Here is a 12,520-nt window from a genome sequence, read left to right as displayed (position 1 = left end):
CGCGCTGTCGATCCTGGCCGACGAGGCGTACGACGACGCCGACGAGCTCGGCGACGGACGCCTGGTACCGGACGAGCACGAGGGCAACAATGGCCGCGGGGGGCCGGGGGCGGGGGAGTCTGCTCAGGAAGTCACTGCGGGAACGAGGTGGTCGAGTCCCTGCGCACTGCTCGTCGCGGCCTCGATCGAGCGTGGCAGCATGATGCTCTCATAGGCGTGGACGGCGTCGTCGATGCTGGGTTCGGTGACGAGGGCGTGGGCGAGGTCGGAGCCGTCGAGCATCGCGAGATTGGCGCCCAGCCCGGCCGGGGGCATCAGGTGCGCGGCATCGCCGAGCAGCGTGACGCCGGCAACGTGCTGCCAGGTGTGCGGGGCGGGCAGGACGAACAGGGGCCGGTTGACGAACCCGCTGTCGCTGTTGCGCAGGATGTAGCGCAGGCTCTCGTCCCAATCGTCGAACATCCTCAGCAGGTGCGCGCGTACGGCCCGCTGGTCGCCGAGGTCGATACCGGCGGCCGTGTGCCAGTCCTGTGGCGTGCGGAGCGCGATGTAGGCGCGGATGTGGCCGTTGCTGTTGCGCTGGGCGACCAGGGACCTGCCGGCGCCCTTCGCCAGCATCGATCCGTTGCCGACCAGCCGCGCGAGGTCGGGATGGCGGGTGTCGCAGTGGTCGAATCCGGTCTCGAGGAAGGTGACGCCGGTGTAGCGGGGTGCGGCGTGCGACAGGGCCGGGCGGACGCGCGACCAGGCGCCGTCGGCGCCGATCACCAGGTCGAAGTCCTCGGCGGCGCCGTCAGCGAAGAGCAGTCGGCAGGTGCCGTCCGCGAGGGGGGTGACCGTGCTGACGGCGCGGTCCCACCGCACCGTGCCCTCGGTGAGTGAGTCCAGGAGCAGTTCGCGCAGTTGGCCGCGGTCGATCTCCGGCCGGCCGCCGGCGGCGGAAGGCCCCTGGTGCGCCAGGAGGGCGGCGTCGGTGAAGTCGAGCACGCGCCACTCCTCTCCTTCGGGGCGGGCAAGGGCGTGGAACGGGTCGAGGAGCCCCGCCGCCCGCAGGGCGGTCTGGCCGGTGTCGGCGTGCAGGTCGAGGGTGCCGCCCTGCGGGCGGGCGTCGGCGGAGGCCTCGCGTTCGAAGACGGTGGCGGAGCGGCCGTGTTGCTGCAGGACTCGGGCGCAGGCGAGGCCGCCCAGGCCGGCGCCGACGATCGCGATGCGGGGATCACGAGCAGAGTTCATGGGTGTGTCCCTCGGGAGGTGGGTGAGCCGCCGGGGGGCCGGCATCATCAAGAAAGCACACTCGCAAAATAAGCGCAATGACTAAACTTTCGAAGTCGCTGCATCTTGGGATACCATGGGCGAGTGACCGAACCGACCGGGCGCCGCGAGCGCAAGAAGGCCCAGACACGCCAGTCCCTGGCCGACGCCGCACTCGAACTCTTCCTCGACCGCGGCTACGACCAGGTCGGCGTCAAGGACGTCGCCGACGCCGCGGACGTCTCGGTAACCACCCTGTTCAAGCACTTCCCCAGCAAGGAAGCCCTGGTCTTCGACCAGGACGACGACCTTGAAGCGGCGCTCGTCGCCGCCGTGCGCGACCGCACCCCGGGCCAGTCGATCCCCCAGGCGCTGCGCGACCACATCCTGCTGAAACAGACCCAGTTCGCCGTCCACACCGCGGACCCGCGGTTCGCCGACTTCACGCGCATGGTGCAGGAGACTCCCGCGCTGCGCGACTACGCCCACCGCATGTGGACGCGCCACGAAGCGGCCCTGGCGCGAGCCATCACCGAGGCTGTCGGTGCCCCCGAGGACGACATCAGCTGCGCCGCTCTGGCCCGTTTCGCCCTTGAGGCCCGCGGCCTCATCCTGCGGCACGCCGAGCCGAACCGCGCCGCCGACGAGGCCTTCGCATTGCTCGAACACGGCTGGGCGGGCTCCCACCCGGGCAGCTGACCCGCTCTGCGCGGAGCCCTGGTGTGCGTGGACGCGTTGCGCGCCTCACAGGTTCAATCTGAGTGACTACGCTGCCGCGCAAGCCACCTGAACCGGCATCCAGCCGGACAGAACCTCTGAACGACACCGCCCTGTCCTGCGGAGCTCGCTCGGGCTGCGGATCACCTCGCTTGCCGGCGTCGGACCCGGCCCGGGCGCGGGCCGTTCACCGGGTGATCCGGGGGAAGGTGTCCTCGTCGAGGAGGTCGGGGTGGCCGGCTGCTGTGTCGGCCAGGTGCTCGGTGCCGGGGGAGCCGGCGGCCACTGCGGTGGGCAGGGCGCTGGTGGTCGCCGCGTGGACGATCGCGTCTGCGACCGGCGCTCCGGCCGGAGACGCCCCACCCCCGGTTCCGGGCCGCAGTACCGAAGCCGGTTGACGCGTGGCTGCGCCGGCCGCCTCGCTGCGCGTCTGATCACCCGTCGACACGTCCGACGCCTTTGTCGGGGAAGTCTGGCGCCGCTCCGGGGCTGGATGCCCGGAGCGGCGTACGGGTCCGAGGGGTGGGGCGTGGTTCAGGTGGTCGGGTCGGTGAGGCTGTCGATGACCAGGTCGGAAAGCCGGACCTGGTACCAGACGTCCTGCTGGGTGCCGTCCTCCCAGCGCTCGGTGACGATGATCTTGGTGTGGGTCTCGGTGCTGTCGCTCTCCGTCGTCGACCAGGTCTTGGGCATCTCGTTCCTGCGGACGACCGGGTCCACCTGGTGCTCGGAGCCCCAGACGGTGAGGGCTTCGTCGAGCTCTTTGGAGAGGTACTCCTCGCGGATGGCGTAGGTGTTCTTCCCCTCGTGCTGGATGCCGTTGACGGCGTCCAGGTACTCCTGGTAGAAGGTGGCGACCTGCATGTCCGGACGCGAGGACCTGAGCGTACGGGCGGCGGCCGCCGCCGTCCCCCGGTCCTGTGCCTGGGCGGGGAGGGTGGCCAGACCGGCGCCGACGAGCAGCGACGCTGTGCACGCGCCGATCACCGCGCCGCGCAGCTTCGTTCGGTGGATGTGGAACATGAGTACTCCCAGGGGAATGAACGGGCCGGGGCACGGCACCCGGTGCAGGCCCTCTGCGGCCCTTCGGGTGTGTCCCGCCCGTCTCGCACGGACCGGTTCGGTGGACGTCCCAGTTCAGCGCGGGGGAACGCACTTTCCGCGTGCTTGGGGGCGACTCGCCGACGAACTGCCCGAACGGCCGGTGCCACGGGTCGTACCGGGCCTCGGCCCACGGCACCGCGAGGAGCGGGGCGAGGCGGTCGGTGCCGACGGGAGTCCCGCCCGGCAGCCGAACCCGGTGCGGCACCCGAGCCGATAGCGGGACACTCTCGCAGGGTGCCGCCACGCCGGGCCGACACGGCACCGGACGGCCCTCCGCCCGGTCGTGGTCACCCTCCTGCCCCTGGCGCGACCGGAGGCGGCGCGGTGGGTCCGTGCCAGTCCAGGCACATGACGGTGGCGTCGTCCCTGACGTCACCTCCGCAGGCTTCGGTGACGGCGACGACCAGGGCGCGGACCACTTCGCGGGGATGCTCGGTGGCGGTGGTGAGCAGGAGCGCGGCCAGGTCGACCTTGCCCGCGTCGCGATCCTGCATTCCGTCGGTGTGCAGCAGCAGCCGGTCGCCGGGCCGCAGGTCGAGTTCCTGGACCCGGAAGCGGTCGGGACGGGGGGCGTCGATACCGAAGGGCAGGTCGATGCGCACCTCCACTTCGCGGACGGTCCCCTCGCGCAGGAGCAGCGGCCAGGGGTGGCCGGCGTTGACGAGGCGCGCGCCCGAGCCGTCGAGGTTGACGCGCAGGAGCTGGCCGGTGGCCAGTGTCCGGTGGCCGTGGTCGAGGAGGGCTTGGTGGACCTGTCGGGCCTGCTCGATGAGGTCCGCTCCGGTGCGGCGGGCGCCGCGGGAGGCGTTGACGAGGAGGGTGGCCATGAGGGATGCGCTGGTGTTGTGGCCCATGGCGTCGGTGATGGACAGGTGCAGCACGGTGTGGTCGAGGGAGTAGTCGTAGGTGTCGCCGGCGATGTCCGCGGCCGGGACGAGGGCGCAGGCGAGGGTGAACTCGGGTGCTTCGCAGCAGGACGCGGAGGGCAGGAGCTGGCTCTGGATCTCGGCGGCGAGGCTCACCTCGGTGGTGCGGTTGCCCCAGTGGTAGAGGTCGGTGAAGCGGCGGTCCGCGAGGAGGAGGTACGCCAGCGCGTGGGCGGCCTCCTCGACCTGGGCGAGCACGTCGTCGCTGAGGTGGGTGAGGAACATCTCCAGGACGCCGATGGTGTCGCCCCGGTTGCTGACCGGGGCGAGCACCCGCTGTCCTTGGCCGTCCGCGGGTGCCACGGTGAGCTTCTGGGTGCGCAGGACGGCGTCGTAGGCAGTGCCCCTGTCGAGGGCGATGTGCTCGGCGTAGCGGTTGGGGCCGGAGGCGGCGTCGTCGTCGATGCGCAGCAGCCGCTGTCCGACCGCGTCGACGAAGAGGAAGGACACGACTTTCGCGCGGAACCGCTCGCGCAGGTTGCGTGCCACCACGTCGAGGGAGCGCACCGGTGCGGCCGCCTCACCTGCCGCCAGTACGTCCGCCAGCTCGATCCGGTCCCTCGCCACATCAGCCTCCCTCGGTCGGGAGACCATCTTCCCGGCCCCTCACCGTCACACGTCGTGCGCCACACCCCACCGTGGTGACCCCTTCCCCGTCGTGACCTGTACGGACCGTGCCGCTTCGGTGGGGGTGCGCGACCACGGTCCCGTCGCGGACCGGCCCCGATCACGCCAAGGGTCCGTGGCGGCACCCGTGCCTCAGGGCCGCCACCGCCGCTCTTCTGCCTTCCGCCGCCGCTCGACGTCCGCCGCGGCGACCGGCGTGCGTCACCGGGGCGGACGCCGGTCACCGGCCAGGGCCGGCAGGCGCGGATGCGGCGCCCGGCGGCGTGGGCCCACGCGTGGCCATCTGGAACCGGTCCGTACCGCTGAGCCCGGGCACGCGGTCCGGGCCCGCGCTGATGAAGGGCTCCGACAGCGTCGGCCGCCACAGAGCCTCTACCCGGTCGGCCGGCAACGATGCGTGGAACCACCGCTTGCCGGGCGGGGCTCCGGCCCCGCCCGGCAGGCGGAGAATGGAAGGCCCCCCGGTCGGTGAATAGGCCGACCGCGCTCGCGGAGTTCCGCCATGCACCAGACGTACTTGATCACACTTCCCGGTCCCGTCGGCGCCCACGCCCCGCAGCCCCAGGCCACCGTCACCGCGACCGGTGAGCAGGAGCTGAGGCGGCTGCTCGAGGAGTACGGGCCGTCCCATCCGACCACCCCCGCGTACCCGTTCCATCAGCTGGTCAGTGACGGCGTCTGGGAGGTCAGGGCCGACCAGGGACTCGGGAGCCCCGGAAGTGGCGTGCGCGTCCTGCGCTCCAGCGGCGCGACCGGACGCCTCGCGCCCGAGCTGCGAACGGCTTTGCGGAGGGAGCCGGCGCTCATGGGCCGTCTGGCGCGGGTGCTCCTGGACTTCCACTTCCCGCCGTCACCGCACGCCGACCTGTGCGAGGCCGTCGGCCTCGACCTGGACCCGGCCGAGGCCGCGGACGTGACCGGTAGCCCGGGCGGGAGGGAGCGGGCGGCGCGACGGCAGCGGGACCGGCGGATGCGTGAACTCGTCCTGACCGCCTATGAGTTCCAGTGCGCCTTCTGTGGCTACGACGGGATGCTGGGCGCGGGCACGGTCGGCCTGGAGGCGGCGCACGTACGCTGGTTGTCGTACGACGGGCCGGACGAGGTCGACAACGGCCTGGGCCTCTGCTCGCTGCACCACAAGCTCTTCGACAAGGGCGTCCTGGGCCTGGGGGAGGGCCGCCGCATACTCGTCTCACAGCGCTTCGTCGGGCGCACCGAGGCCAGCAGGCAGCATGTGCTCGCCCTGGCCGGACGGCCGGTCATCGGCCCGCAAGCGGGGGTTCCTCCGGTCGCGGGCCGGCACCGGCAGTGGCACGTTGAACAGGTCTTCCGGGGTGAGGCCCGGGAGCCCCTGACCCCGGCGTACACGGGCTGACAGAGGGCTGCATGGTCGCTGACTTGTCAGCGACCATGCGCCGTTCGACTCCACTTCGGGTGGCCCGTTCCCGACTGTGCAGACCGGCTGACACCGTGTGTTCCGCCAGGAATCAGTGAGCGGTCATCGGCCGTGGGTGGCTCGGCGCCATCTCGATCCGTCCTACCTGCTGTCCGGTGACCAGCTCCTGCAGTTTGGCGCGCGTCTCCGGGTCCGTCGAGTACACGACGGTGCCGATCATTCCCCGCGTCAGCAGCACCTTGTAGGTGTTGCGGATCAGGCGGTCGATGTCGGCATCGGTGGTGGACTTGCGGAACACAGGGTCCTTGGACGCCGTCCGGTCGGCGACCCACCGATCGGTCCGCCAGACGAGGTCCGGCCCGAGGATGACACCGCTCCAGTCGTACTCGAAGCCCTGGGCGGTGTACACGCAGCCGACCTGGCCAAACCCGGCAGGGTCGGTGGCCCACAGCGCGGCCGGCGGGGCGCCGGCGACCGACCGGTCGCCGTACACGTTCCACGGACGAGCCCAGTCACCGATGCGCACATCGAGGGGCAGCGAGTCCCCCGGAGCCACCTTCGTCGTCCACTTCCAGCAGTACCCGGCCGACATGCGGGCCCCGTACCCCTCCGCGCGCCGAGCCTCGAGGAACTCCTCCAGCTCCCGGGGGCTGTCGACCACTTCCAGGGCGACCTTGCCGTCGGGCTCCCAGTCGACGGGGCCACCGGGCTCGAGGTTCAGCAGGCGCACCACCCAGTTCAGGTAGGCGTCGCTGCCGCCGCAGCGGAACTGGCTGTCCAGCTCGACCACCTGGCAGTCCAGGCCCTTCACCGCGGCGGCGGCCCGGATCTGGGCGACGGTGCCCATCTCGCCCGGCCGGACGACCTGGTGCTCGTCCAGCAGGAACACGGGCACGCGGGCGGCGTCGATCAGCTCCTCGATCTGGGCCTTCCCTGTGCGCTGGGCCGCCCGCGTGTAGCGGTTCGCCGACGTCTCCCGGATCCGGTGCGCCTCGTCGCAGATCAGCACGTCCAGACCGTTGCGCTCGGCGGTCATGAAGCTGTTGAAGTACTTGAACAGGTCCTGCACCTCACGCTTCCGCGCCCCGGCGACGCGGCGCATGGTGGTGGTGAACGAGCTGGAGCCGGTCGCGTGCAGAGCCGTGACACCACGCCGGTAAAGATCACCGAGGAGGGACAGTGCGATGACGCTTTTCCCGGTCCCTGGGCCGCCCGTGATGACGACAACCTCCTTGTGGTCGGACTGCTGCGCCTGGCGGACCGCGCGCAGGACCAGCTCGTAGGCGACGCGCTGCTCGTCCAGCAGGACGAACTGCTCGCGCTCGCGGACCTCGTCGGCGGCGACCGCCATCAGCTGCTTGGACGGGGCCACCTTGCCGGCGAGCAACTGGTCCGCCGCCTCCGCGCCGGAGGCCGGCTTCAGCTTCGAGCGGAGGTACTGGACGAACTCCCCGCGGCGCTCGGCGGTGAAGAGCCGGCCGCGCTCGTCCTGAGGCACCTCGTAGAGGCCCTGAACGCCGAACTCCGTCGCGTTGTGAAGGAAAGCCACGCCGGACAGCCGCTCGGGATGGGCGGCGAGTGCGCCGTTGAAGGAGATGAGGTAGTCGCAGTAGCCGCGGACCTGCTCGATCGGGTTCAGCACGGGCCGGGTGTAGGCGTCGACCCGGCAGAGCAGCGGATCACCGTCCTCCGGAAGCGCGCTGCTCCACTGCTTGAGCTCGACCACCACGTACGACGGTTCGCCCGTGCCCGGGTGGACGCCGGCGAGTATGACATCAGCGCGCTTGCTGTTGAGCGGGAGCGAGTACTCGAGGAGTACCTCGACCATGCCGAGCCCGGCGTCCAGCAGAGCATTGGTCAGGACCGGGATGCTCCGTTCCCAGGAACGCACCTCGGACGGGCTCGGCCTGTGGCCGTGCTTGTGAACGAACTGGTCGATGAGGCGCACGAACAGTGATCCGGCCAGGCTCTCGGCGGCGACCGCGGACACGGAGTCGCGGAACAGCAAGACATGCTCCCAGGCAGCACGAAGTAACTCGTGCGGGTGGGGGCATGTCCCTGGAGGGAAGCCCGGCGGGCCGCGCTGATGACAGGGCCAAACCTACAACGGGGGCTCTGGGCTCGTACCCGAACGCCCGAGTATTCGCCGACGCAGGGAGGGCGCTGATGGCTGACGAGGATGACCTGTGTGGTCGACCGGCCCCCAGAGCATCCCCGCCTACCCAGGGAGGAGGCCCCCTCATCCGCCAGATGACTGGGGGTCCTGCGCGGCCGGACCTGGGCCCGGGATGAGAATGATCTCTTGACGTAGCTATCGCCGCTGAGCACTGTGTACTGACGGCCGCTTCTGCACATAAGATCGCCGGTACTGTTTGCGGCCCGACAGGCTTCCGCTGAGGACATGCCCCCAACCCGCACGAATCACTCGTGGTCTGGTCTGGGGAGTCCCTTCGTGCCCATGCTCCTGCTGAAGTTGTCGGCACAGGACCTGCTCACGCTGAACTCACGTCGCCGGATGGTGCCGCATCTCGCCGAACGGTGGCGAAAGTTTCGGGAGCACGAGGCTTCGGAGACGGAGCGTTTCGCGTGGGCGGAGAGTCTGATTTGTCTGGCGAACGATTTGGTCGCCGCTGATCGTGGCAATGTGCAGATGGTCGTCGAGTGTGCGGCGACTGCCGACGAGGACATCAAAGGAAGCAGTCCCAGGCTCGTGGACGTCGTCCTGGTGGGCCGCCACCCGCGCGAGCATCGGCCGTCCGTCCAGTTGGTGGAGCTGAAGCGTTGGTCGACGGTGACCAGGATCGAGCGGGCCATCGCGGACCGGATCTACGTGGCGGGCCTGGCGAAGCCCAAGAAGCACCCTGCGCTGCAGCTGCGCGACTACTACCATGCGTTCACCGGCAGCCGAGGCCCCTTCGGTACGGTCGACATCGAGTGCGGCGGCTTTGCCTACCTGCACAACGCCACCGAGGACTCGGTCCGTCCGCTGATCGACGTGGACGCGCCGACGGGTGTTTATGCGCACGTGTACACCGGTGATCGTCGCCGCCAGTTGCTGACCGACCTGCAAGGACACTTTGCCGCCGACGGCGGCGGCACCGAGGCCGAGCTGCTGCTGCAGGGCATCGGTGTGCGCAACACACCGCTGCTCGACGCGATGATGGTTTCCCGGGGCACGGACACGGTCTTCACCTTGCGTGGGCGGCAGAAGGAGGTGGCTGATCAGATCCTGGAGACGGCTGCCAAGGTCCTGCCCTCCTCGAAGCAGGCCGCGCTGGTTCCGGACGAGCGACGAGTGGTCTTCTTGGTGACCGGTGGCGCAGGCACCGGCAAGAGCGCAATCGGCCTGCAGATCAAGGCGGAGCTGGAGGCCACCGGTCGGAATGTCAACTACGCGAGCGGGAGCAGGGCCTTCAACGCGGCCATGCAGGAGCACGTAGGTGTCGGGGACCGGGAGTTCAAGGAGACCTTCACCTACTTCTTCGACTACGGCACGACGCCCGACCCGCTGCTCGATGTGCTGATCTGTGACGAGGCGCACCGACTCCGTGACCGCTCCGAGAACCGGTTCTGGCCGCCGGAGAAGCAGGGGTCTCGGCCGCAGGTGGACGAACTCCTCGATGCGTCCCGGCTGACGGTGTTCTTCCTCGACGAAGGCCAGGTCGTTCGTCCGAAGGAGGTCGGTACGGTCGGCCTGATCCAGCGGGCGGCCGAGCGCCGCGGAGCCGAGGTGGTGTCGTACGGGCTCCGCGAGCAGTTCCGATGCGGTGGCAGTGACGCGTACGTCCGCTGGGTGCATGCGCTGCTCGGTATCTCGGATGACGAACCTGAGCCCTGGACGCCGGACGGCTTGATGCATGTCGAGGTGGTGGACACGCCGGACACGCTCAGGGAGATCATCCTCGGCGAGGAGCGCGCCGGGGCATCCGCGCGGATGGTTGCAGGCTACTGCTGGCCTTGGACCGAGCCTCTGGGTCGGGAGAAGCGACTGGAGCGGGATGTCAGGATCGGTGACTGGCACCAGCCGTGGAACGCGAAGAGCGACAGCTTCTGCGCGGACGGCGTCCCGCCCGGTGTCAGGTGGTCGATGCACGAGAACGGCATCGGCCAGATCGGCTGTGTGTACACCGCCCAGGGCCTCGAGTGGGACTGGTGCGGAGTGATCATGGGCGATGACATGGTGCGCCGAGGTGACCAGTGGATGTTCCGCCGAGGCAAGGAAACGGAGAAGTCGGCGGAAGGTGTGAGACGAGTGAGAGTTCCAGGCTCGCTCGATCCGAAGGTCAGTGCGAGCAGCGTCGGTGACGCGGAGTTCGCCCGCCTGATTCGGCACGCCTACCACGTGCTGATGACCCGGGCCAGCCGGGCGACGGTGCTCTATTCCACGGACGAGGAGACCCGGGCCTACCTCAAGAACCTTGTCGGGGAGACCGAGATCCACGGACTGCGGCCGACTCGGGAGAGCCTGCCATGGCATCACCCCCGTCCGAAGCGGGGACGGAAGAAGCCCAAGAACGACCTTCGGTTGTTCTGACAGAAGGTGTGGAAAGGTGGAAGTGGCGGGCTCACCGGGCCCGCCACTGACCTGCGTCAGAAGAGCAGGTGCGCCACCGAGGTCAGCGCCGCCACCAGGATGTTGGAGGCGACTCCGACGGCGATGTCGGTGAGGATCTCGCGGATCCGTCCACGACGCGCAGGCTTGTACTCGATCGAGGTCATGCGGCCATCTCCAGGAAGTGATAGTGGAATGGCAGGGGGCGCCCTACCGGGCAGCCACGCTCACGTCAGATGTTGACCATCTGACGAGCACAACCATTCGTCAATCGCCGCCTGTTGAGGGCGCACAGAACCTGGGCCTCGTACCCTCCGGGAAGGTGCGCGGCGCAGCGATTTTATCGCATGGACGCGTTGGCGTCGGGGACCAGCGATCGAAATCAGCAAGAGCACGTCGATCGCGGCCGTCGTGGTGGGTGCCGGCGACCGGGCCGTTGGCGGGTGGGAGCGGAGTGCTTGGGGTCAGGTGCGGGTCAGGATTTCGGCGAGGCGGCTTACTCCGTCGGTGCCGTGGCCGAGGGCGATGGTGCGGCGGACCAGGCCCTCGGCGGCGCGCATCAGTCCGGACTCGATGCCGTGCGACTCGGCGGTGTGCACGACGTGGGCCATGGTGGAGACCGCCGAGGTGAGCGGGTTGATCGCGCCCGAGTAGCTGCCGCTGTCGAAGTCCTCGGCGAACTCGGCGAACAGCGGGGGCAGGATCGCACCGATTCCCTGGGCGAACGGCGCCAGGTCCCGCCCGGTGATGCCCTCGGCCTTGGCCAGCGCCAGCGCGTGCACGAAGCCGGCCATCGCCGTCCAGAAGATGTCCAGCAGGGCGATGTCGAAGCCGGCCGCCCGGCCGATCTCCTCGCCGAGGTGGGTGTGGGTGCCGCCGAGCGCCGCCAGCACCGGCGCGTACCGCTCGTAGAGGTCGGCGGGCCCGCTGTGGATGAAGACCGCCTCCGGGGTGCCGATGCTCGGGGCCGGCGTCATGATGGCGCCGTCCAGGTACCCGATGCCGTGCTGCGCCGCCCGGGCGGCCGTGGCCCGGGCGCGGTCCGGCGAGTCTGCGGTCAGGTTGACCAGCGTCCGGCCCTTGAGCGCGGCCTCCACCTCCTCGCGGTGCAGCACGGCGTCCGAGGCGTCGTAGTTCACCACGCAGATGACGGTCAGCTCGCTCGCGGCCACGGCCTCCTCGGGCGTGGTCGCGCTCACCGCGCCCCGGGCGACCAGTGCGGCGTCCCGGCCCGGGGTGCGGTTCCAGACCGTGGTGTGGGCGCCGGCGTCCAGGAAGGCGCCGGCCAGGGCGCGTCCCATCGGCCCGAGACCGAGCACGGTGACGGTGGGCCGGGTGAGGTTGGTCGACATACTTCATCTCCTGTAGACATGGTGGTGGACAGCGACGACTCCGGGGGGAAGAGATGACGCGCGGTCAGGCCGTGGACCCGAACGTGTGCGGGGTGACCGCCGTGGTCGCCGTGATCGACGGCAAGTGGAAGACATCCCTGCTCTGGCTGCTGGAGGCAGGCCCGCAGCGCCCCGCCGAACTGCGCCGACTGCTGCCCGGCCTCAGTGAGAAGGTCCTCACCCAGGCCCTGCGCGAGATGGAGTCCGACGGCCTGGTGCACCGCGAGGTGCACGACGTCCTTCCGCTGAAGACGGTCTACTCCCTGACCGACTTCGGCCGCCGACTCTCCGACGCGCTCGGCCCGATCTCCGACCTGGGCCACGAGCGGCTCGACCGGATGGCGGCCGAGCAGGTGGAACAGGCCGAGCAGGTGGAACGGGTCGGACAGGTCGGACAGGTCGAACTGCCGGCTTTCTGACTTGCTGTCATTTCCCTGGAACCAGTCTCCTCGCGTCGCGCCTCGCTGCCCAGTACGCACAAAAAGGTGGCTACCGGGTAGGGGTGCGTCGCACCACACCCACTGCCACGTGCGAGGCCGCACGTGGCAGTGGGTGT

General features: G+C 70.0%; 10 protein-coding genes. 4 read left to right on the top strand and 6 right to left on the bottom strand.

The features are described 5' to 3' along the window. Window positions 1–123: 123 nt before the first annotated feature. Window positions 124–1,233 (bottom strand): FAD-dependent oxidoreductase, encoded by a 1,110-nt coding sequence (locus ACFWA9_RS07795; RefSeq protein WP_380384318.1) that lies wholly within the window; start codon window positions 1,231–1,233, stop codon window positions 124–126. A gap of 123 nt (window positions 1,234–1,356) precedes the next feature. Here ACFWA9_RS07795 and ACFWA9_RS07790 point away from each other — a divergent pair, with 123 nt between their 5' ends. Continuing rightward, complete coding sequence (locus ACFWA9_RS07790) at window positions 1,357–1,950, top strand: TetR/AcrR family transcriptional regulator (protein ID WP_380384315.1); 594 nt, start codon at window positions 1,357–1,359, stop codon at window positions 1,948–1,950. 552 nt (window positions 1,951–2,502) lie between these two features. Here the strand turns inward: ACFWA9_RS07790 and ACFWA9_RS07785 are convergent. Then, window positions 2,503–2,991 carry a hypothetical protein gene (locus tag ACFWA9_RS07785; RefSeq protein ID WP_380384312.1) on the bottom strand — a complete coding sequence of 163 codons (489 nt, stop codon included), beginning with the start codon at window positions 2,989–2,991 and terminating at the stop codon, window positions 2,503–2,505. A 368-nt stretch (window positions 2,992–3,359) separates the two neighbouring features. Next, the gene (locus ACFWA9_RS07780) at window positions 3,360–4,565 is read right to left on the bottom strand and encodes a PP2C family protein-serine/threonine phosphatase (protein ID WP_380384309.1); all 1,206 of its coding nucleotides are present in this window, start codon (window positions 4,563–4,565) and stop codon (window positions 3,360–3,362) included. A gap of 562 nt (window positions 4,566–5,127) precedes the next feature. Between ACFWA9_RS07780 and ACFWA9_RS07775 the strand changes: the two genes are divergently transcribed. After that, window positions 5,128–6,000 (top strand): phosphorothioated DNA-binding restriction endonuclease, encoded by an 873-nt coding sequence (locus ACFWA9_RS07775; RefSeq protein ID WP_380384306.1) that lies wholly within the window; start codon window positions 5,128–5,130, stop codon window positions 5,998–6,000. A gap of 112 nt (window positions 6,001–6,112) precedes the next feature. Here the strand turns inward: ACFWA9_RS07775 and ACFWA9_RS07770 are convergent, their stop codons facing one another. Then, on the bottom strand, window positions 6,113–8,029 hold the full coding sequence (locus ACFWA9_RS07770; RefSeq protein ID WP_380384303.1) for a DNA/RNA helicase domain-containing protein: 1,917 nt from the start codon (window positions 8,027–8,029) through the stop codon (window positions 6,113–6,115). 450 nt (window positions 8,030–8,479) lie between these two features. Here ACFWA9_RS07770 and ACFWA9_RS07765 point away from each other — a divergent pair, with 450 nt between their 5' ends. Further along, window positions 8,480–10,555: a DUF2075 domain-containing protein gene (locus ACFWA9_RS07765; RefSeq protein WP_380384300.1), complete on the top strand. Its 2,076-nt coding sequence runs from the start codon at window positions 8,480–8,482 to the stop codon at window positions 10,553–10,555. Between the two features lie 56 nt (window positions 10,556–10,611). Here ACFWA9_RS07765 and ACFWA9_RS07760 read toward each other — a convergent pair whose 3' ends face one another. Together ACFWA9_RS07760 and ACFWA9_RS07755 are read right to left on the bottom strand one after the other, a co-directional pair. Next, complete coding sequence (locus ACFWA9_RS07760; RefSeq protein WP_380384297.1) at window positions 10,612–10,740, bottom strand: DUF6408 family protein; 129 nt, start codon at window positions 10,738–10,740, stop codon at window positions 10,612–10,614. Window positions 10,741–11,037: 297 nt separating this feature from the next. Then, on the bottom strand, window positions 11,038–11,925 hold the full coding sequence (locus ACFWA9_RS07755; protein ID WP_380384294.1) for an NAD(P)-dependent oxidoreductase: 888 nt from the start codon (window positions 11,923–11,925) through the stop codon (window positions 11,038–11,040). 53 nt (window positions 11,926–11,978) lie between these two features. Between ACFWA9_RS07755 and ACFWA9_RS07750 the strand changes: the two genes are divergently transcribed. Further along, window positions 11,979–12,383 carry a winged helix-turn-helix transcriptional regulator gene (locus tag ACFWA9_RS07750; protein ID WP_380384291.1) on the top strand — a complete coding sequence of 135 codons (405 nt, stop codon included), beginning with the start codon at window positions 11,979–11,981 and terminating at the stop codon, window positions 12,381–12,383. Window positions 12,384–12,520 lie beyond the last annotated feature (137 nt).

The organism is Kitasatospora sp. NPDC059973 (assembly GCF_042737525.1).
In the GTDB taxonomy this organism is placed as follows: Bacteria; Actinomycetota; Actinomycetes; order Streptomycetales; family Streptomycetaceae; genus Kitasatospora.
Note: the sequence above shows the minus strand (reverse complement) of the source record. Positions and strands in the feature narration are given on the sequence as shown.